Source organism: Citrobacter sp. 50677481 (genome assembly GCF_001463265.1).
GTDB lineage: Bacteria > Pseudomonadota > Gammaproteobacteria > Enterobacterales > Enterobacteriaceae > Citrobacter_A > Citrobacter_A sedlakii.
Map to the genome: position 1 here is coordinate 23,378 of NZ_LNHZ01000057.1, position 20,147 is coordinate 43,524.

Genomic DNA, 20,147 nt, shown 5'->3' on the forward strand with positions numbered 1-20,147 from the left:
GCCTGTGTATCAGGTCTGTTTCGTGTGCTGAATTGTTGACGCATTTATTTATTGGTATCGCATGAACCCCATCGTAATTAATCGGCTTCAACGGAAGCTGGGCTACACTTTTACTCATCAGGAGCTGTTGCAGCAGGCATTAACCCATCGCAGCGCCAGCAGCAAACATAACGAGCGTTTAGAGTTTCTTGGCGACTCCATTTTAAGTTTTGTGATTGCGAATGCGCTGTATCACCGTTTTCCGCGCGTAGACGAAGGCGACATGAGCCGTATGCGCGCAACGCTGGTGCGGGGTAATACGCTGGCTGAACTGGCGCGTGAATTCGATCTGGGCGAATGTTTGCGCTTAGGGCCTGGAGAACTGAAGAGCGGCGGTTTTCGTCGTGAGTCGATTCTGGCCGACACCGTTGAAGCGTTGATTGGCGGGGTGTTCCTCGACAGCGATATTCAAACCGTCGAAAAACTGATTCTCAACTGGTACCAGACCCGTCTGGACGAAATCAGTCCGGGCGATAAACAAAAAGATCCGAAAACGCGTTTGCAGGAATATTTACAGGGTCGCCATCTGCCGCTGCCGTCGTACCTGGTTGTGCAGGTTCGCGGCGAAGCGCACGATCAAGAATTTACAATCCACTGCCAGGTCAGCGGCCTGAGTGAGCCGGTGGTAGGCACCGGTTCGAGCCGTCGTAAGGCGGAGCAGGCTGCCGCCGAACAGGCGCTGAAAAAACTGGAGCTGGAATGAGCGAAGATAAAACCTACTGCGGATTTATAGCCATCGTCGGACGTCCGAACGTGGGTAAATCCACCCTGTTAAATAATCTGCTCGGGCAGAAGATTTCGATCACCTCCCGTAAAGCGCAGACCACGCGTCACCGAATTGTCGGCATCCATACCGAAGGGGCATATCAGGCGATTTACGTCGATACTCCCGGTCTGCATATGGAAGAAAAGCGTGCGATCAACCGTCTGATGAATAAAGCGGCCAGCAGCTCTATCGGTGACGTTGAGCTGGTGATCTTCGTGGTTGAAGGTACGCGCTGGACGCCAGACGACGAGATGGTGCTGAATAAACTGCGCGACGGCAAAGCACCGGTGATCCTGGCCGTGAACAAGGTGGATAACGTTCAGGAAAAAGCCGATCTGCTGCCGCACCTGCAGTTCCTGGCAAGTCAGATGAACTTTCTCGACATCGTACCGATCTCCGCTGAGACCGGGATGAACGTCGACACCATCGCGGGTATTGTGCGTAAACACCTGCCGGAAGCCATTCATCACTTCCCGGAAGATTACATTACCGATCGCTCCCAGCGCTTTATGGCCTCTGAGATCATCCGTGAAAAGCTGATGCGTTTTCTTGGCGCTGAGCTGCCTTATTCGGTCACCGTCGAAATTGAGCGTTTCGTGACTAACGAGCGCGGCGGCTACGACATCAACGGGCTGATCCTCGTTGAACGTGAAGGGCAGAAAAAGATGGTTATTGGCAACAAAGGCGCCAAGATTAAAACCATCGGCATTGAAGCGCGTAAAGACATGCAGGAGATGTTCGAAGCCCCGGTTCACCTTGAACTGTGGGTGAAAGTGAAATCGGGATGGGCCGACGACGAGCGCGCGCTGCGCAGTCTCGGTTATGTCGACGACCTCTAAACCTGCGTCCTGCACAGACGACGAGTATGATGGAAGGCTGGCAGCGCGCATTTGTCCTGCATAGTCGTCCCTGGAGCGAAACCAGCCTGATGCTGGACGTCTTCACGGAAGAGTCGGGTCGCGTGCGCCTTGTTGCCAAAGGCGCGCGATCTAAACGTTCGAACCTGAAAGGCGCTCTCCAGCCTTTTACCCCCCTGTTAGTGCGCTTTGGCGGGCGTGGCGAAGTGAAAACGCTACGCAGCGCTGAAGCCGTTTCTCTGGCCCTCCCTCTGAGCGGTATCACCTTATACAGTGGTCTGTACGTTAACGAACTGCTGGCCCGCGTGCTTGAGCACGAAACCCGTTTTTCGGCCCTCTTTTTCGACTATCTGCATTGCATACAGGCGCTGGCGGGCGCTACCGGTACGCCCGAACCGACCCTGCGTCGATTCGAACTGGCGCTGCTCGGGCACCTTGGGTATGGCGTGGACTTTTTGCACTGCGCCGGCAGCGGTGAAGCGGTGGATGACACAATGACCTATCGTTACCGCGAGGAAAAAGGCTTTATCGCCAGCGTGGTGATCGACAACAGCACCTTTACCGGTCGGCAGTTGCGGGCGCTGGCGGAGCGCGAGTTTCCCGATGCTGATACCTTGCGCGCCGCGAAACGCTTTACCCGCATGGCGCTGAAGCCGTATCTTGGTGGAAAACCTTTAAAGAGCCGCGAATTATTCCGGCAGTTTATGCCGAAGCGAAAATAAAAAAACGAGGATTGTCATGGCTGAATTACTGTTAGGCGTCAATATTGACCACATTGCCACCCTGCGTAACGCGCGCGGCACGGCGTATCCGGATCCGGTTCAGGCGGCGTTCATTGCTGAACAGGCGGGCGCGGATGGTATCACCGTCCATCTGCGCGAAGATCGTCGTCATATCACCGATCGCGACGTTCGTATTCTTCGCCAGACGCTGGACACGCGGATGAACCTGGAAATGGCGGTGACCGAAGAAATGCTGGCGATTGCGGTGGAGACCAAACCGCATTTCTGCTGCCTGGTGCCGGAAAAACGCCAGGAAGTGACCACCGAAGGCGGCCTCGATGTCGCCGGGCAGCGCGACAAAATGCGTGATGCCTGCAAGCGTCTGGCGGAGGCGGGGATCCTCGTGTCGCTGTTCATCGACGCGGATGAAGTACAGATCAAAGCCGCTGCCGAGGTGGGCGCGCCGTACATTGAAATCCATACCGGCTGCTATGCCGATGCGCAAACTGACGCTGACCAGGCGCAGGAGCTGGCGCGCATCGCGAAAGCGGCGACCTTTGCCGCAAGCCTCGGTCTGAAGGTCAATGCGGGCCACGGTTTAACGTACCACAACGTGAAAGCTATTGCCGCGCTGCCGGAAATGCATGAACTGAATATCGGCCATGCGATTATTGGGCGTGCGGTCATGAGCGGCCTGAAAGAGGCGGTAGCGGAAATGAAGCGCCTGATGCTGGAAGCGCGCGGCTAATGGCAATCCTCGGTTTAGGCACCGATATCGTGGAGATCGCCCGCATCGAAGCGGTGATCTCCCGCTCCGGCGACCGCCTTCCCAGACGGGTGCTCAGCGACAACGAGTGGGCGATTTGGCAGACGCACCAGCAGCCGGTGCGTTTTCTTGCCAAGCGCTTTGCGGTGAAAGAGGCGGCGGCAAAAGCGTTGGGTACCGGTATCCGCAATGGCCTGGCGTTTAATCAGTTTGAAGTGTTCAACGATGCGCTGGGGAAACCGCGCCTGCGGCTGTGGGGGGAAGCGTTAGCGCTGGCAGAGAAACTGGGTGTTGTTCATATGCATGTGACGCTGGCCGATGAGCGCCATTACGCCTGCGCCACGGTCATTATTGAAAGTTAAGCAGCGTTGCCGTCATCCGGCATATTCACTTGCCGAACGGCATCCTGTTTTATCAGGCCCGGAGGCGGGTTTCAGGCAGCCGTTACAGCTTATCGGCGTGGTGCATCAGGACAAACTTGTCCCACAGTTGCTCTTCCGTTTCGACATGCGCCGGATCTTTCAAAATGGTATTCGGGATAGGGCACACCTTCTGACAGGTGGGCGTTTCATAATGGCCTACGCACTCGGTGCACTTGTCGCTGTTAATCTCATAAATGCTCTCGCCCATTGAAATCGCCTCATTGGGGCATTCTGGCTCGCACATATCGCAGTTGATGCATTTTTTGGTGATTAACAGGGCCATCAGGAAACTCTCATAACATCACAAACCGGGCGGGCATTATACGCGCATTCTTTGCTCAAACCAGTTTTTTTACCAGCGCCTCGCTGTGGCGTATCCGCTCCGGCGCATGTTCTAAATCCTGCTGTACCAGCGCCATAAACAGCAGATCGGTCAGCAGCGTCTGTGCGTGAGTGGAAGAGATAGCGGCACTGCGCGTGGCCTGCTCTTCCGCAATGGTATAAAGACAGTGACTGGCCCGCTGCTGCAGGGCGTTAGGGGTGAAACCGGTTATAGCCAGAATCTTGCCACCGACGCGCAGCGTTTCATCCGCCGCCAGATTCAGCTCACGGCGCTCTCCGCTGTAGGAAATGGCAAACAGCAGATCGTCTGGCGTCAACGCCTGAACCGTCGCCAGCAGCGCATGCATATCGCGCTCCACGACCGCGTTGAGGCCGATTTTTCGTAGTTTCCAGGCAAAACTCTGCGCTACCAGACCCGACGCGCCGATGCCGGTCAACACAATGCGCCGGGCGCTGCGCAACAGATTCACGCTTTCGATCAGCTTCTCTTCCGTATTCACGTCCAGCGTGGCATGCATGGCCGCGACGTTCTCTTTGATCAACTTCTCGCCGACGAGACGTAACGGATCGTCGCCGCGGATCTGGTTGTGCACCGGCACAGAGTGCGCGGCTGGCGCGCTCATCAGCGCTTCGCTGAGCGCCAGTTTCAATGCGGGGAAACCTTTATAGCCAAGCTTTTGCGCGAACTTCACGACGCTTGACTGACTCACGCCCGCTTCGGCAGCCAGCTGCTGAGAGCTAAGATGTCTTGCCGTATCCGGCTGCGTGAGCAGATAGTCCGCGAGCTTTTTATCACTCTGCGCAAACCCAGAATATCGCTGACGAATACGAATCAAACAGTTCATAACCTCTCCCGGAAAACGAAATGGCGCAACAGACTGAAATTTTGCTCGCCTTAGTGAATATTCTATTCCATTATTAATGATAAATATGAATTAAAAATTCCTGAGGAGCAAATATGAATCTCGGCGCGTTAGTATCAGAAACCCGCAATCCCCAAACGATGGATCTTGATGCGCTGCCGACGCTTAAATTGGTTGAGCGTTTTAATCAACAGGATGCGCAGGTAGCGGAAGCCGTAAAAGCGACTCTCCCGGAGGTTGCGCGAGCGGTCGACGCCGCGGCTGACGCGTTGAAATCCGGGGGGCGTATTATCTATATGGGGGCAGGGACCAGCGGACGCCTTGGCGTGCTTGATGCCTCGGAATGTCCACCGACATTCGGCGTCCCGCACGGTCTGGTTATCGGGCTGATTGCCGGTGGTCCGGGGGCATTGCTTAAAGCGGTCGAAGGCGCAGAAGACAATCCTCAGTTGGGGGAAGACGATCTTGTCGCGATCAACCTAAAGCCACAGGATCTGGTGGTGGGACTGGCCGCTTCGGGCCGTACACCGTACGTGATCGGGGCGCTGAAGTATGCGCGTGGCGTGGGCTGCACGACGGTGGCTATCTCCTGTAACCCGGATTCACCCATTGCCCGCGAAGCCGATATCGCGATTTCGCCGGTCGTCGGCCCCGAGGCGCTCACGGGCTCAACGCGCCTGAAGTCAGGCACTGCCCAGAAACTGGTGCTCAATATGATTTCCACTGGCGCGATGGTGAAGTTCGGCAAGGTTTACCAGAATCTGATGGTGGATATGCAGGCCACTAACGTCAAACTGGTCGATCGCGCCTGTCGGATGGTGGTTGAGGCGACGGGCATTGCGCGCGACGACGCGGAAGCGCTTCTCAAACAAACCGACTATGACGTTAAACCCGCTATTCTGATGGCGCTGACCGGTCTTAACGCTACGGCGGCGAGAGAGAAGCTGGCCCAACATCAGGGCTTTTTACGCGCGGCGTTAGCTGACTCGTCTGCGGATCGCCTGGGTAAATGATTGTTGCCGGAAAAGTGACGATCTATCTGTTAGGCTAAGATCAGGAGTTATCGTCAGGTTTCCGTTTCCTGACGACAGACGTTGAATGATCCAGAGGAGTAAGGTTTGACCACTAACGCGCGTCGTGTCGTATTTTTTGATTTGGATGGTACGTTGCACCAGCAGGACATGTTCGGCAGTTTCCTGCGCTATTTGTTGCGTCGCCAGCCTCTCAACGCGCTGCTCGTGCTGCCTCTTTTGCCGGTCATTGCCGGCGCGTTGCTGATAAAAGGGCGCGCAGCGCGCTGGCCAATGAGTTTGCTGCTGTGGGGCTGCACCTTCGGGCACAGCGAAGCGCGGCTGCAGACGCTGCATGCAGACTTTGTGAGCTGGTTTCGGGAAAGCGTGACGGCGTTTCCGCTCGTCCAGGAACGTCTGACAACCTATCTGCTCAGTTCAGATGCCGATATCTGGCTGATTACCGGTTCGCCGCAGTCGCTGGTGGAGCAGGTGTATTTTGATACGCCGTGGCTGCCGCGGGTCAATCTTATCGCCAGCCAGATGCGGCGCGGCTATGGCGGCTGGGTGCTGACGATGCGCTGTCTGGGACATGAAAAAGTGGCGCAGCTTGAGCGTCAAATCGGTACGCCGCTGCGTCTGTACAGCGGCTACAGCGACAGTAAACAGGACAACCCGCTGCTCTATTTTTGCCAGCATCGTTGGCGCGTCACGCCTCGCGGAGAGCTCCAGCAACTGGAATAGTTGAAAGCATAGCTACTGTGTATAATGCGGCCCGCTATGATTACCGGAGTATCCCTTTTGTCAGACGTTGAATTTAGCCACGAATACTGGATGCGTCATGCGCTTACCCTCGCAAAGCGTGCCTGGGACGCGAGAGAAGTGCCAGTCGGGGCGGTACTGGTGCATAACAACCGCGTGATTGGCGAAGGCTGGAACCGCCCGATTGGTCACCACGATCCGACCGCGCATGCGGAGATCATGGCGCTCCGCCAGGGCGGACTGGTGTTACAGAACTACCGGCTGATTGACGCCACGCTGTACGTAACGCTGGAGCCGTGCGTCATGTGCGCAGGGGCAATGGTGCATAGCCGCATTAGCCGCGTGGTGTTTGGCGCCCGAGATGCCAAAACCGGCGCTGCCGGTTCACTTATTGACGTGCTGCACCATCCGGGAATGAATCATCGCGTAGAGGTTATCGAAGGCGTGCTGCGCGATGAGTGCGCGACGCTGCTCAGCGACTTCTTTCGCATGCGTCGTCAGGAAATTAAAGCCCTGAAAAACGCATCACGCGCTCACCTTTCATCCGACTAGGACGCGGTCAATTTACTCTGCGTCCTTTTTCTGCGGCAGGCGCAGCAAGGAAGGGGCATCCGCCAGGTAGCCGGAGGACGCTTGCGACAGGAAGGAGGAGAGCGGCAGCGACTGCTTGCTGAATTCCGCAGGGGATACCACGGGATATTCTTCCGCCAGCCTCATTTCTTCCGCGACCCGTTTCTCTTTCTCCTGCAAATAGCCCACTAAACTGATCTGATACTTGCGGATATTTTCGACGTAGGCGTACGCTTCGTGACCGCGGGCGTAGCCATAGGTCAGCTTACTGTAATATGGCTTCTGGCTGAGCAGCGGCAGACGCTGCTTCACATCGGTCCAGCTGTCAGGGTTACCTTTGGTTTTCGCCGTCAGCGTTCGCGCGTCGAGCATATGCGCATAGCCCATATTATACGCCGCCAGCGCAAACCAGATGCGCTCATCCTTTGGCACGGTTTCCGGCACCTTGCTCATCATGTCCTGTAAATACCGCGCGCCGCCGCTGATGCTCTGCTCCGGGTCGGTACGATCGGTAAGACCCAGACTTTGGGCCGTGTTTTTGGTCAGCATCATCATGCCGCGAACGCCGGTCGGCGAGGTAGCCTGCGGATCCCAGTGCGATTCCTGCCAGGCGATCGCGGCGAGCAGACGCCAGTCAATTTCCTGAGCATACTTTTCAAATAAGGGTTTCAGATCGGGCAGCATGGCCTCAACGGCGCGCAGGAAGGTGCGGGTATCGACATAGTCGAAATCGTCGCCGTGGCCGAGATACTTCTCTTCCAGCCTCGCCAGCGAGCCGTCATCATTGATGCTGTTGAAGAAATCGAGCAGGGCGGCTGATAACGTATTGTCATCGTCCAGTTGGCTAAACCAGGTGACCGGCTGTTCGTCAGTGACATCCAGCGCGACCGCCAGTTCCGGATGTACGCGCTGATAAAGGCTGATGGCGACAGAGTCGGCAATGGTGTAATCCAGCTTACCGGCAAGCACGGCGTCCAACAGCTCCGTGGTGCCTTTTCTGTCTTCAATTCGCCAACTGAGTTGAGGAAATTTTGTCTCTTTCAGCGTCTGTAAATCATTAACCACCACATGGCCGGGAGCGATAGTCAGCTGGCTTTCCGTCACGCTGCCCAGCGTACGCGGACGATACTGGCCCACTTTGTAGACCAGCTGCTGCGAGACGGAGTAATAGGTCGGGCCGGGCTGGTAATTTTTAACCCGTTCGCTGTTATAGACCAGTCCGGCAGCCAGCAGGTCGGCATCGCCGTTATCCAGGTCATCGAACAACTGACTGATGTTCTGGCGTACGGTAATCTTCAGCTTCACCCCCAGATAGTTGGCAAACTGTTCCGCCAGCTCATAATCCAGCCCGTAGGGCTTACCATTAAGCGTTGAATAGGTCAGCGGCGAGTTAATGGTGCTCACGCGCAGCTCTCCCCGCGACTGGATCGCCGCGATACGACTTTCAGCTTTACCGGACCAGGGAATAGAGGGCCAAAGCGCGGCGGCCAACAACAGCGTCAGGATGCCGATGAACAGATAATTAATCTTTAATTTTTTCAATTAGTTAATTCTCTGTACCGTGCGTTGCCTCAGTGTAGGAAAAGGAATAGTAAGACCAGGAGTATTTATCAGTGAGCGGCATTTTGCTTAAACTTGCGTCAGTTGGCAACTAATTAGAACGATTGGCCGCACCGTCTGGCAAAAATTGACGCCAATTTTATTTCGACGCAAACGGTTTCGTCGGCGGCGCAGATTCTTTATAATGACGCCCGTTTCCCCACTTGGGCACACCGAAAGCTTAGAAGACGAGAGACTTATGATGGAAATTCTGCGTGGTTCGCCTGCACTGTCGGCATTCCGTATCAACAAACTGCTGGCGCGCTTTCAGGCTGCCAACCTCCAGGTCCACAACATTTACGCCGAGTACGTCCATTTTGCCGATCTGAACGCGCCGCTGAGCGAAGATGAGCAGGCGCAGCTTGCCCGCCTGCTGAAATATGGCCCGAGCCTGAGCAGCCATACGCCGGAAGGCAAACTGCTGCTGGTAACGCCTCGCCCCGGCACCATCTCCCCCTGGTCTTCCAAAGCGACGGATATCGCCCACAACTGCGGTCTGCAACAAATCGATCGCCTGGAGCGCGGTGTGGCTTACTATGTTGAAGCCTCCACGCTGACCGCTGAACAGTGGCAGCAGGTCGCCGCAGAGCTTCACGATCGCATGATGGAAACGGTTTTTTCCTCATTAAACGATGCGGAAGAATTATTTATCCATCACGAGCCTGCTCCGGTAGCCAGCGTCAATTTGCTGGGCGAAGGCCGCCAGGCGCTGATCGACGCCAACCTGCGTCTCGGCCTGGCGCTGGCGGAAGACGAAATCGACTACCTGCAGGATGCGTTCACAACGCTGGGGCGCAACCCGAACGATATCGAGCTGTATATGTTTGCCCAGGCGAACTCCGAACACTGCCGTCACAAAATTTTTAACGCCGACTGGGTGATTGACGGCGAGCCGCAGCCGAAGTCGCTGTTCAAAATGATTAAAAACACGATGGAACACACTCCCGACCACGTGTTGTCTGCCTATAAAGACAACGCGGCGGTAATGGAAGGTTCTGACGTGGGACGTTATTTTGCCGACCATGCCACCGGGCGCTATGACTTCCACCAGGAAGCGGCGCATATCCTGATGAAGGTCGAAACCCACAACCACCCAACGGCAATCTCGCCATGGCCGGGGGCGGCGACCGGTTCCGGCGGCGAGATTCGCGATGAAGGCGCAACCGGACGCGGCGCGAAGCCAAAAGCGGGGCTGGTGGGCTTTTCGGTCTCTAACCTGCGCATTCCTGGCTTTGAACAGCCGTGGGAAGAAGATTTCGGCAAGCCTGAGCGCATTGTGACCGCGCTGGATATCATGACCGAAGGCCCGCTGGGCGGCGCGGCGTTCAACAACGAATTTGGTCGTCCGGCGCTGAACGGCTATTTCCGTACCTACGAAGAAAAGGTCAACAGCCATAACGGCGAGGAGCTGCGCGGCTACCATAAACCGATCATGCTGGCGGGCGGGATCGGCAACATCCGCGCGGATCATGTACAGAAAGGCGAGATCAACGTTGGCGCGAAGCTGATCGTTCTCGGCGGCCCGGCAATGAACATCGGCCTCGGCGGTGGAGCGGCGTCGTCAATGGCGTCCGGCCAGTCTGACGCGGATCTCGACTTCGCGTCCGTACAGCGCGACAACCCGGAGATGGAGCGTCGCTGTCAGGAAGTGATCGACCGCTGCTGGCAGCTTGGCGAGGCCAACCCGATTCTCTTTATTCACGACGTGGGCGCGGGCGGCCTGTCCAACGCCATGCCGGAGCTGGTGAGCGACGGCGGTCGCGGCGGCCGTTTCAACCTGCGCAACATCCTGAGCGATGAGCCAGGCATGAGCCCGCTGGAAATCTGGTGTAACGAATCCCAGGAGCGCTACGTGCTGGCGGTTGCCGCCGATCAGCTGCCGCTGTTCGACGAACTGTGCCGCCGCGAGCGCGCGCCGTACGCCGTCATCGGTGAAGCGACTGAAGAGCAGCACCTCTCCTTAACCGACACCCATTTCGACAACCAGCCTATCGATCTGCCGCTGGACGTCCTGCTCGGCAAAACGCCGAAGATGACCCGCGACGTCACAACCCGCAAAGCCGCGGGCAAAGCGCTGGATCGTCAGGGCATCACCGTTGCCGACGCGGTCAACCGCGTGCTGCACCTGCCGGCCGTTGCGGAGAAAACCTTCCTGGTGACCATTGGCGACCGTACCGTAACCGGTATGGTATCGCGCGATCAGATGGTCGGTCCGTGGCAGATCCCGGTCGCTAACTGCGCCGTGACCACCGCGAGCCTCGACAGCTACTACGGCGAAGCGATGGCGCTGGGCGAACGTACCCCGGTGGCGCTGCTGGACTTCGCTGCCTCTGCCCGTCTGGCGGTTGGTGAAGCGCTGACTAACATCGCCGCGACGCAGATTGGCGACATCAAACGTATTAAGCTTTCCGCAAACTGGATGGCCGCAGCCGGACACCCTGGCGAAGATGCTGGCCTGTACGAAGCGGTGAAAGCGGTAGGTGAAGAGCTGTGTCCTGCGCTCGGCCTGACCATTCCGGTGGGTAAAGACTCTATGTCGATGAAAACCCGCTGGCAGGAAGGAAACGAGCAGCGCGAGATGACCTCTCCACTGTCGCTGGTGATCACCGCGTTTGCGCGCGTAGAGGATGTACGTCATACCGTTACGCCTCAGCTCTCGACCGAAGACAATGCCCTGCTGCTGATTGACCTCGGTAAAGGACACAACGCGCTGGGCGCCACCGCGCTGGCGCAGGTGTACCGTCAGCTTGGCGATAAACCAGCGGATGTGCGCGACGTGGCGCAACTGAAAGGTTTCTACGACGCGATTCAGGCGCTGGTGGCGCAGCGTAAATTGCTGGCCTACCACGACCGCTCTGACGGCGGTCTGCTGGTGACGCTGGCGGAAATGGCCTTTACCGGCCATTGCGGTCTCCAGGCCGATATCGCCACGCTGGGCGGCGACCATTTGGCCGCGTTATTTAACGAAGAACTGGGCGCGGTGATCCAGGTGCGTGCGGCGGATCGTGAGGCGGTTGAAGCGCTGCTGGCGCAATACGGCCTCGGTGACTGCGTCCATTATGTCGGTCAGGCCGTGTCGGGCGACCGTTTCGTGATTAATGCTAACGGCCAGACGGTGTTTAGCGAAAGCCGGACCACGCTTCGCGTCTGGTGGGCAGAAACCACCTGGCAGATGCAGCGCCTGCGCGACAATCCGGAATGCGCCGACCAGGAGCACGACGCGAAAACCAACGACGCCGATCCAGGCCTGAACGTGACGCTGACGTTTGATCTTAATGACGATATCGCCGCACCGTACATTGCCACCGGCGCGCGTCCGAAGGTCGCCGTCCTGCGCGAGCAGGGGGTGAACTCCCACGTTGAAATGGCCGCCGCGTTCCATCGCGCGGGCTTTGACGCCATCGACGTGCACATGAGCGATCTCCTCGGCGGTCGCACCGGACTGGGCAACTTCCAGGCGCTGGTGGCCTGCGGCGGTTTCTCTTACGGCGACGTGCTGGGCGCAGGGGAAGGCTGGGCGAAATCCATTCTGTTTAATCATCGCGTGCGCGATGAGTTTGAAACTTTCTTCCATCGTCCGCAGACCCTGGCGCTTGGCGTATGTAACGGCTGCCAGATGATGTCGAACCTGCGTGAACTGATCCCAGGCAGCGAGCTGTGGCCGCGCTTTGTGCGTAATCAGTCGGACCGTTTTGAAGCGCGCTTTAGCCTGGTGGAAGTGACGCAAAGCCCGTCGCTGTTGCTACAGGGGATGGCCGGCTCGCAAATGCCTATCGCTGTGTCCCACGGGGAAGGGCGCGTCGAAGTACGCGATGAGGCCCATCTTGCCGCGCTGGAGAGCAAAGGTCTGGTGGCGCTGCGCTATGTCGACAACTTTGGCACGGTGACGGAAACGTACCCGGCAAACCCGAACGGCTCGCCAAACGGCATTACCGCGGTCACGACGGAAAACGGTCGTGTGACCATCATGATGCCGCACCCGGAGCGCGTGTTCCGCACGGTCAGTAACTCCTGGCACCCGGAAAACTGGGGCGAGGACGGCCCATGGATGCGTATCTTCCGCAACGCGCGTAAGCAGCTAGGCTAAGCCGTTGCCTGTTGAATAGCCTCTTCACAAAGAGCCCGGTATATTTACCGGGCTTTTTAGTGGGTGTCGCGAATTTACGACAACACAGCCAGGTCAGTGTCGTCAAAGGGAGACACTTAACCTATTGATTTTTATAGCGGTATAAAGGTTGTGCTTAAGGTGTTGCTAATCAGCGACACTCGGAGTGAAAAATGAGCAATGCAGGGCGCGTGCTTATTTTAGATAAAAATCATGAAATTCAGTGTGTTAACAAAATGTTTTATTTGTTGGCACAGTTACTGCATAATATTCACCAGTGGCTCATTCACCTTCTTATGTCAGCCCCTTCGGGACGTGCTACATAAACTTCGAATGACGCACAACAAGGTGCCTGCCGTCCAACTTCTGATAATAGCGTTGCTTTATCAACCATCGGGCGAAACGTCGAGTTAGGCACCGCCTTATTCCATAACAAAGCCGGGTTTTACCCGGCTTTGTTGTATCTGACGTTTGCCTCAGTTAGCATCCTCTTATTCCTGTTTGGCGAGAGTAACGCATTGAAGCGCTGGTCTGTTTTCCCCCGTTCATTACGACAGTTGGTAACGCTGGCATTCCTGCTGATCCTGTTACCGCTGCTGGTTCTTGCCTGGCAGGCGTGGCAAAGCCTGAACGCCCTGAGCGCGCAGGCGGCGCTAACCAACCGTACGACGCTTATCGATGCGCGCCGCAGCGAGGCTATGACCAACGTAGCGCTGGAGATGGAGCGCAGCTACCGCCAGTATTGCGTGCTTGACGATCCAACCCTTGCCAGGGTGTACCAGAGCCAGCGCAAACGCTACAGCGAAATGCTCGACGCCCACGCCGGCGTATTGCCAGACGATAAGCTGTATCAGGCGCTGCATCAGGATCTGAACGATCTGGCGCAGTTGCAATGCCGTAACAGCGGGCCGGATACCGCCGCTGCCGCGCGTCTGGAAGCCTTTGCCAGTGCCAATACCGAGATGGTGCAGGCCACGCGTACCGTGGTTTTCTCGCGCGGGCAACAGCTTCAACAGGAGATTGCCGAACGCGGCCAGTTCTTCGGCTGGCAAGCGCTGGTGTTGTTTCTGGTCAGTCTTGCAATGGTATTGCTGTTTACGCGGATGATAATCGGGCCGGTAAAAGGCATAGAGCGAATGATCAACCGGTTGGGGGAAGGGCGGTCGCTTGGCAATACCGTCACTTTTACCGGACCGCGCGAGCTTCGTTCCGTAGGGCAGCGTATCATTTGGCTGAGCGAGCGGCTGTCCTGGCTTGAGTCTCAGCGCCATCAGTTTTTGCGTCATCTTTCCCATGAACTGAAAACGCCGCTCGCCAGCATGCGGGAAGGGACGGAACTGTTGGCCGATCAGGTGGTAGGCCCCTTGACGCCGGAGCAAAAAGAGGTGGTCGGCATCCTCGACGACAGCAGCCGCAACCTGCAAAAACTGATCGAACAACTGCTCGATTATAACCGCAAGCTGGCGGACAGCCCCGTTGAGATGGAAAGCGTTGAGATTGAACCTTTGGTTGATATGGTCGTTTCCGCTCACAGTTTGCCTGCTCGCGCTAAAATGATGCATACCGCGGTTGAGCTGTCAGCTGACCGCTGTCTGGCGGAGCCGATGCTGTTGATGAGCGTGCTGGATAATCTTTATTCCAATGCGGTGCACTACGGAGCCGAATCCGGTAACATTCGTATCAGTAGCCGTTTCCAGGGAAACCGGGTTTACATTGACGTCTGCAATACCGGTACGCCAATTCCCGAAGCGGAAAAGACCATGATTTTCGAGCCTTTTTTCCAGGGAAGTCATCAACGAAAAGGGGCCGTGAAGGGCAGCGGGTTGGGGCTGAGTATCGCCAGAGATTGCATTCGCCGTATGCAGGGCGAATTGTATCTTGTCGAGGACCCTGCGCAAGCGGTTTGCTTCCGAATCGAATTGCCGCTTTCTGCATCGAAAAACGACTAAACAGATAAGTCTGGTAACTATGCCACACGTTTTTTTTCACATTTTTCAACGAATTCTGTCCCGTCGGGTCATCCTGGCGGGAATACCCTGTCTGGCGCTGCTGGGCTGTGTACCGCAGGCGGTAAAACATGACGCGGGCGAAACGGCGCAGGATAACCTGCCTACGACTCAACTGGCGGATTATCTGTCGGTCGACTGTACCGATATCTGGGCGCTGCATGGCCCGGCGACCGATACCAATCCGCTGTACTGGCTGCGCGCCATTGACTGCGCCGATCGTTTGATGCCGGTACAGTCGCGCAATGAAGCCCGAATGCTGAACGACGACAGCTGGCAAAACGCCTTTAAGCGCGGCGTGCTGCTGGCGAACGCCAAAATCACGCCGCTGGAGCGTCGCGACACGATCTCCCGTCTTGACGGCGTCAGTACCCTGATCCCCTCGCAGGTGCGACCGCTTTATCAAATCTGGCGCGACGGACAGGCGCTCCAGCTTCAGCTTGCTGAAGAGCGCCAGCGCTACAGCAAACTGCAGCAAACCAGCGACAGCGAACTTGATACGCTGCGCCAGCAACAACAGCACATGCAGGCGCAGTTAGATCTGACGACGCGCAAACTGGAAAACCTGACGGACATCGAGCGCCGGCTTTCCAGCCGTAAGCCTGCCGGAAGTTACAATCCTGACGCGGGACACAGCGAAGAGAAAGCTGCCGCGCCGGTTCCGTCCGACGATGAGGTATCGCCATGATAAGCCGTAAACCAGCGCATTTACTGCTGGTCGATGACGATCCGGGCTTGCTTAAACTGTTGGGCATGCGTCTGACCAGTGAAGGCTACAGCGTGGTTACAGCAGAGAGCGGAGCCGAAGGACTGCGCGTGCTAAACCGTGAAAAAGTGGATTTGGTGATTAGCGACTTACGCATGGATGAAATGGACGGGATGCAACTGTTCAGCGAAATCCAGAAGGTGCAGCCCGGCATGCCGGTGATCATCCTTACCGCCCACGGGTCGATCCCGGACGCGGTCGCCGCAACGCAAAAAGGCGTGTTCAGTTTTCTCACCAAACCGGTCGATAAGGACGCGCTGTACCATGCTATTGATGAAGCACTGGAACAGTCCGCCCCGGCGACCGACGACAGTTGGCGTGAGTCAATCGTTACCCGCAGCCCGCTCATGCTGCGTCTGCTGGAGCAGGCGCGGATGGTGGCTCAGTCTGACGTCAGCGTGCTGATCAACGGGCAAAGCGGCACCGGGAAAGAGATCTTCGCCCAGGCGATCCATAATGCCAGCCCGCGCAGCAGTAAACCGTTTATCGCCATTAACTGCGGCGCGTTGCCGGAACAACTGCTCGAGTCGGAGCTGTTTGGTCACGCGCGCGGGGCGTTTACCGGCGCGGTCAGCAACCGCGAAGGGCTGTTTCAGGCCGCAGAAGGCGGGACGCTGTTCCTTGATGAAATTGGCGATATGCCCGCGCCGTTACAGGTGAAGCTGCTGCGCGTGTTGCAGGAGCGCAAGGTCAGGCCGCTCGGCAGCAACCGCGACATCGACATTGATGTGCGCATTATTTCGGCTACCCACCGTGACCTGCCGAAAGCGATGGCGCGCGGCGAGTTTCGTGAGGATCTGTACTACCGCCTCAACGTGGTGAGCCTGAAGATCCCGGCGCTGGCCGAGCGGACGGAAGATATCCCGCTGCTGGCGAATCATTTGCTGCGTCAGTCGGCGGAGCGGCATAAACCGTTTGTGCGCGCCTTTTCCACCGATGCGATGAAGCGCCTGATGACCGCCAGTTGGCCGGGTAACGTCCGGCAACTGGTGAACGTCATTGAGCAGTGCGTGGCGCTGACCTCGTCGCCGGTGATCAGCGACGCACTGGTCGAGCAGGCGCTGGAAGGCGAAAACACCGCGTTACCGACCTTTGTCGAAGCCCGTAATCAGTTCGAACTGAACTATCTGCGTAAACTGCTGCAAATCACCCGAGGCAATGTGACCCATGCGGCGCGCATGGCGGGACGCAACCGGACGGAGTTTTATAAATTGCTCTCCCGTCACGAGCTTGATGCCAACGACTTTAAAGAGTAGCTCCCTACCAGGACGCACGCTATGATACGGTTAGCAACCGGTTACGCGATTAAAACAGGAACACCATGAAAAAGATTGATGCGATTATTAAACCCTTCAAACTGGATGACGTGCGTGAAGCGCTGGCTGAAGTCGGCATCACCGGGATGACGGTAACAGAAGTGAAAGGCTTTGGCCGTCAGAAAGGGCATACCGAGCTGTATCGTGGCGCGGAATATATGGTCGATTTTCTGCCGAAGGTGAAAATCGAAATCGTCGTGCCGGATGACATCGTGGAAACCTGCGTCGATACCATCATCCGTACTGCGCAGACCGGCAAAATTGGCGATGGTAAGATTTTTGTCTTCGACGTGGCGCGGGTTGTACGCATCCGTACTGGCGAGGAAGACGACGCGGCCATTTAAGCCGCGTCTGCCTGTAGGCTGGCGCAGTGCCTGATGGCGCGGCGCCTGTCAGGCCTGCGGGTTTTTCCGCTGTGCGTTACAGCACTTTATGCGGACCAAAACATTCGTAATGAATGTTTTCGTTTTTCACGCCCATTTCCACCAGTTGCTTCGCGGCAAACTGCATAAACCCGACCGGACCGCACAGATAAAACTGCATAGCCGGATGGGTTAGCGACGCTTTCATCGCCGTCAGGTCCATCAGCCCTTCACTGTCAAATGCCGCTTTTGCGCGATCGGCCTCTGTCGGGATGCGATACCAGGTGTGCGCGGTAAAGTGCGGCAGCGTATTTCCCCGTTCACTCACTTCGTCGACAAACGCATGCACATTGCCGTTTTCCGCCGCGTGGAACCAGTTAACCTGGGCGGTGTGTTTCGCTGTTGCCAGCGTATCCAGCATCGCCAGCATTGGGGTCTGACCGACGCCTGCGGAGATCAGCGACACCGGCGTGTCCGTTGAGACCTGCATAAAGAAATCACCGGCAGGCGCGGCTAAATGCACCACGTCGCCGACGTTTGCATGGTTATGCAGCCAGTTAGACACCTGCCCGCCGTCTTCGCGCTTCACGGCAATCCGGTAGCCTTTGCCATCTGGCTTGCGGGTCAGCGAGTACTGGCGAATCTCCTGGTGCGGAAAACCTTCCGGCTTCAGCCAGACGCCCAGATATTGACCCGGCTGATAGTCGGCCACCGCGCCGCCATCGACAGGTTCAAATTCAAAACTGGTAATCAGCGCGCTGCGTGGGGTTTTCGCGACAATACGGAATGGTCGTGTCCCTTCCCAGCCGCCGGTTTTACGGGCATTTTCACGATAGATTTCCGCTTCGCGGTGAATAAACACATTCGCCAGCACGCCATAGGCTTTACCCCACGCATCCAGCACATCCTGACCCGGGCTGAACATTTCATCCAGCGTGGCTAACAGATGCGTGCCGACGATGTTGTACTGCTCCGGTTGGATCTGGAAGCTGGTGTGTTTCTGGGCGATCTTTTCCACAGCAGGCAGCAGCGCGGGCAGATTCTCAAGGTTGCTGGCATAGGCGGCAATGGCGTTAAACAGCGCTTCACGCTGATCGCCATTGCGCTGGTTGCTCATGTTAAAGATTTCTTTGAGTTCGGGATTATGGGCAAACATGCGATCGTAAAAATGGGCGGTCAGTTTGGGACCCGTTTCGACCAGCAGGGGAATGGTGGCTTTTACAGTGGCGATGGTTTGGGCGTCAAGCATACGGTCTTCCTTTATCTGAATCTTTAATGATGTATGTCAAATACATCTTATAAAAAATACCCCTGCATTGTAAATGGTTCTTTGTGACTTTGCGTTGCAAAAGTTACAACGTGAAAAATCTGCATCACAAACCTGAAAAGAAATCCGTTGAAAACCGTAAGGTCTTCATTCGGCAAAGCCTTATAGAATGCCGAGGTAATCGTTTGCGTAAAATCCTTTGTCAAGACCTGTTATCACAGAATGATTCAGTTATACTGTTGGCCGTTGTCCAACAGGACCGCCTAATTAAGGCCAAAATTTTATCGTTAGCTGAGTCAGGAGATGCGGATGTTAAAGCGTGAAATGAACATTGCCGATTATGATGCCGAACTGTGGCAGGCTATGGAGCAGGAAAAAGTACGTCAGGAAGAGCACATCGAACTGATCGCCTCCGAAAACTACACCAGCCCGCGCGTCATGCAGGCGCAGGGATCTCAGCTGACCAACAAATATGCTGAAGGGTATCCGGGCAAGCGCTACTACGGCGGTTGTGAATATGTCGATATCGTTGAGCAACTGGCGATCGATCGCGCGAAAGAACTGTTCGGCGCTGACTACGCTAACGTACAGCCGCACTCTGGTTCTCAGGCTAACTTCGCGGTTTACACCGCGCTGCTGCAGCCGGGCGATACCGTACTGGGTATGAACCTGGCGCAGGGCGGCCACCTGACTCACGGCTCCCCGGTTAACTTCTCCGGCAAACTGTACAACATCGTGCCTTACGGTATTGATGAGTCCGGTAAAATTGACTACGAAGAGATGGCGAAGCTGGCGAAAGCGCACAAACCGAAAATGATTATCGGTGGTTTCTCTGCTTACTCCGGTATCGTTGACTGGGCCAAAATGCGTGAAATCGCCGACAGCATCGGCGCGTATCTGTTCGTCGATATGGCGCACGTTGCGGGCCTGATCGCCGCGGGCGTTTACCCGAACCCGGTTCCACACGCGCACGTTGTGACCACCACCACCCACAAAACGCTGGCGGGTCCTCGCGGCGGCCTGATCCTGGCGAAAGGCGGTGACGAAGAGCTGTACAAAAAACTGAACTCCGCCGTGTTCCCGAGCGCGCAGGGCGGCCCGTTGATGCACGTTATCGCGGCAAAAGCGGTAGCGCTGAAAGAAGCGATGGAGCCTGAATTCAAAGTTTACCAGCAGCAGGTTGCGAAAAATGCCAAAGCGATGGTGGAGGTGTTCCTGAGCCGCGGTTACAAAGTGGTCTCCGGCGGGACTGAAAACCACCTGTTCCTGCTGGATCTGGTTGATAAAAACCTGACCGGTAAAGAAGCCGATGCCGCGCTGGGTCGCGCCAACATCACCGTAAACAAAAACAGCGTACCGAACGATCCGAAGAGCCCGTTTGTGACTTCCGGTATCCGTATCGGTTCTCCGGCTGTCACTCGCCGTGGCTTTAAAGAAGCGGAAGTGAAAGAGCTGGCGGGCTGGATGTGTGACGTTCTGGACAATATCAATGACGACGCGGTGATTGAGCGCGTGAAAGGTAACGTTCTGGATATTTGCGCACGCTTCCCGGTTTACGCGTAATTCACTGTGAATGCCGGATGGCGGCGCATGCCTGACCATCCGGT

General features: G+C 56.6%; 18 protein-coding genes. 14 read left to right on the top strand and 4 right to left on the bottom strand.

Annotated features, from left to right (window positions below; translation table 11 throughout):
* Positions 1-61: 61 nt before the first annotated feature.
* Genes rnc through acpS form a run of 5 tightly spaced genes read left to right on the top strand, consistent with a single transcriptional unit; the run spans position 62 to position 3,512 of the window.
* The gene (gene rnc, locus APU02_RS15040; protein WP_042291512.1) at positions 62-742 is read left to right on the top strand and encodes a ribonuclease III; all 681 of its coding nucleotides are present in this window, start codon (positions 62-64) and stop codon (positions 740-742) included.
* Positions 739-1,644 (top strand): GTPase Era, encoded by a 906-nt coding sequence (gene era / locus APU02_RS15045; protein ID WP_060570474.1) that lies wholly within the window; start codon positions 739-741, stop codon positions 1,642-1,644. Before rnc ends, era begins: the two co-directional genes overlap by 4 nt.
* 26 nt (positions 1,645-1,670) lie before the next feature.
* Positions 1,671-2,384: a DNA repair protein RecO gene (recO, locus tag APU02_RS15050; protein WP_174435354.1), complete on the top strand. Its 714-nt coding sequence runs from the start codon at positions 1,671-1,673 to the stop codon at positions 2,382-2,384.
* Positions 2,385-2,400: 16 nt separating this feature from the next.
* Positions 2,401-3,132, top strand: coding sequence for a pyridoxine 5'-phosphate synthase (gene pdxJ / locus APU02_RS15055; RefSeq protein ID WP_042291504.1), 732 nt, complete (start codon positions 2,401-2,403; stop codon positions 3,130-3,132).
* Positions 3,132-3,512: a holo-ACP synthase gene (gene acpS, locus APU02_RS15060; protein WP_060570475.1), complete on the top strand. Its 381-nt coding sequence runs from the start codon at positions 3,132-3,134 to the stop codon at positions 3,510-3,512. Before pdxJ ends, acpS begins: the two co-directional genes overlap by 1 nt.
* An 82-nt stretch (positions 3,513-3,594) precedes the next feature.
* Here the strand turns inward: acpS and APU02_RS15065 are convergent, their stop codons facing one another.
* Positions 3,595-3,855, bottom strand: a complete 261-nt coding sequence (locus tag APU02_RS15065; RefSeq protein WP_042291500.1) for a YfhL family 4Fe-4S dicluster ferredoxin — start codon at positions 3,853-3,855, stop codon at positions 3,595-3,597.
* A gap of 55 nt (positions 3,856-3,910) precedes the next feature.
* Positions 3,911-4,759 (bottom strand): MurR/RpiR family transcriptional regulator, encoded by an 849-nt coding sequence (locus APU02_RS15070; protein ID WP_042291497.1) that lies wholly within the window; start codon positions 4,757-4,759, stop codon positions 3,911-3,913.
* 113 nt (positions 4,760-4,872) lie between these two features.
* Here APU02_RS15070 and murQ point away from each other — a divergent pair, with 113 nt between their 5' ends.
* The 3 genes from murQ to tadA all read left to right on the top strand — a co-directional run bounded on the left by murQ (position 4,873) and on the right by tadA (position 7,101).
* Complete coding sequence (gene murQ / locus APU02_RS15075) at positions 4,873-5,790, top strand: N-acetylmuramic acid 6-phosphate etherase (RefSeq protein ID WP_042291493.1); 918 nt, start codon at positions 4,873-4,875, stop codon at positions 5,788-5,790.
* Between the two features lie 105 nt (positions 5,791-5,895).
* Positions 5,896-6,531: a phosphatidylglycerophosphatase C gene (yfhb, locus tag APU02_RS15080; protein WP_042291490.1), complete on the top strand. Its 636-nt coding sequence runs from the start codon at positions 5,896-5,898 to the stop codon at positions 6,529-6,531.
* A 24-nt stretch (positions 6,532-6,555) separates the two neighbouring features.
* On the top strand, positions 6,556-7,101 hold the full coding sequence (gene tadA, locus APU02_RS15085) for a tRNA adenosine(34) deaminase TadA (RefSeq protein ID WP_060570476.1): 546 nt from the start codon (positions 6,556-6,558) through the stop codon (positions 7,099-7,101).
* A gap of 12 nt (positions 7,102-7,113) precedes the next feature.
* Here the strand turns inward: tadA and mltF are convergent, their stop codons facing one another.
* Complete coding sequence (mltF, locus tag APU02_RS15090) at positions 7,114-8,661, bottom strand: membrane-bound lytic murein transglycosylase MltF (RefSeq protein ID WP_042291485.1); 1,548 nt, start codon at positions 8,659-8,661, stop codon at positions 7,114-7,116.
* Positions 8,662-8,917: 256 nt separating this feature from the next.
* On the opposite strand from mltF, the gene purL reads away from it, so the two are divergent.
* The 5 genes from purL (at position 8,918) to glnB (ending at position 17,255) form a co-directional block, all read left to right on the top strand.
* Positions 8,918-12,805: a phosphoribosylformylglycinamidine synthase gene (purL, locus tag APU02_RS15100; protein ID WP_060570478.1), complete on the top strand. Its 3,888-nt coding sequence runs from the start codon at positions 8,918-8,920 to the stop codon at positions 12,803-12,805.
* A gap of 536 nt (positions 12,806-13,341) precedes the next feature.
* Positions 13,342-14,772 carry a two component system sensor histidine kinase QseE/GlrK gene (gene qseE / locus APU02_RS15105; protein WP_060570598.1) on the top strand — a complete coding sequence of 477 codons (1,431 nt, stop codon included), beginning with the start codon at positions 13,342-13,344 and terminating at the stop codon, positions 14,770-14,772.
* A gap of 19 nt (positions 14,773-14,791) precedes the next feature.
* Positions 14,792-15,517, top strand: coding sequence for a two-component system QseEF-associated lipoprotein QseG (qseG, locus tag APU02_RS15110; protein WP_060570479.1), 726 nt, complete (start codon positions 14,792-14,794; stop codon positions 15,515-15,517).
* Complete coding sequence (glrR, locus tag APU02_RS15115) at positions 15,517-16,851, top strand: two-component system response regulator GlrR (protein ID WP_304502517.1); 1,335 nt, start codon at positions 15,517-15,519, stop codon at positions 16,849-16,851. Before qseG ends, glrR begins: the two co-directional genes overlap by 1 nt.
* A gap of 65 nt (positions 16,852-16,916) precedes the next feature.
* A complete protein-coding gene (gene glnB / locus APU02_RS15120) occupies positions 16,917-17,255 on the top strand; it encodes a nitrogen regulatory protein P-II (RefSeq protein WP_012906673.1) in 339 nt (112 codons plus the stop codon).
* A 76-nt stretch (positions 17,256-17,331) separates the two neighbouring features.
* On the opposite strand, the gene hmpA is transcribed toward glnB, so the two are convergent.
* Complete coding sequence (hmpA, locus tag APU02_RS15125; RefSeq protein ID WP_060570482.1) at positions 17,332-18,522, bottom strand: NO-inducible flavohemoprotein; 1,191 nt, start codon at positions 18,520-18,522, stop codon at positions 17,332-17,334.
* Positions 18,523-18,849: 327 nt separating this feature from the next.
* On the opposite strand from hmpA, the gene glyA reads away from it, so the two are divergent.
* Positions 18,850-20,103, top strand: a complete 1,254-nt coding sequence (glyA, locus tag APU02_RS15130) for a serine hydroxymethyltransferase (RefSeq protein ID WP_042291470.1) — start codon at positions 18,850-18,852, stop codon at positions 20,101-20,103.
* Positions 20,104-20,147 lie beyond the last annotated feature (44 nt).

Bases quoted from the DNA above. Each gene is read 5' to 3' on its own strand.
- murQ (WP_042291493.1), top strand. From the start codon at position 4,873: ATGAATCTCGGCGCGTTAGTATCAGAAACCCGCAATCCCCAAACGATG.
- era (WP_060570474.1), top strand. From the start codon at position 739: ATGAGCGAAGATAAAACCTACTGCGGATTTATAGCCATCGTCGGACGT.
- glnB (WP_012906673.1), top strand. From the start codon at position 16,917: ATGAAAAAGATTGATGCGATTATTAAACCCTTCAAACTGGATGACGTG.
- APU02_RS15070 (WP_042291497.1), bottom strand. From the start codon at position 4,759: ATGAACTGTTTGATTCGTATTCGTCAGCGATATTCTGGGTTTGCGCAG.
- rnc (WP_042291512.1), top strand. From the start codon at position 62: ATGAACCCCATCGTAATTAATCGGCTTCAACGGAAGCTGGGCTACACT.
- APU02_RS15065 (WP_042291500.1), bottom strand. From the start codon at position 3,855: ATGGCCCTGTTAATCACCAAAAAATGCATCAACTGCGATATGTGCGAG.
- hmpA (WP_060570482.1), bottom strand. From the start codon at position 18,522: ATGCTTGACGCCCAAACCATCGCCACTGTAAAAGCCACCATTCCCCTG.
- tadA (WP_060570476.1), top strand. From the start codon at position 6,556: ATGCGGCCCGCTATGATTACCGGAGTATCCCTTTTGTCAGACGTTGAA.
- acpS (WP_060570475.1), top strand. From the start codon at position 3,132: ATGGCAATCCTCGGTTTAGGCACCGATATCGTGGAGATCGCCCGCATC.
- purL (WP_060570478.1), top strand. From the start codon at position 8,918: ATGATGGAAATTCTGCGTGGTTCGCCTGCACTGTCGGCATTCCGTATC.
- qseG (WP_060570479.1), top strand. From the start codon at position 14,792: ATGCCACACGTTTTTTTTCACATTTTTCAACGAATTCTGTCCCGTCGG.
- glyA (WP_042291470.1), top strand. From the start codon at position 18,850: ATGTTAAAGCGTGAAATGAACATTGCCGATTATGATGCCGAACTGTGG.
- recO (WP_174435354.1), top strand. From the start codon at position 1,671: ATGATGGAAGGCTGGCAGCGCGCATTTGTCCTGCATAGTCGTCCCTGG.
- pdxJ (WP_042291504.1), top strand. From the start codon at position 2,401: ATGGCTGAATTACTGTTAGGCGTCAATATTGACCACATTGCCACCCTG.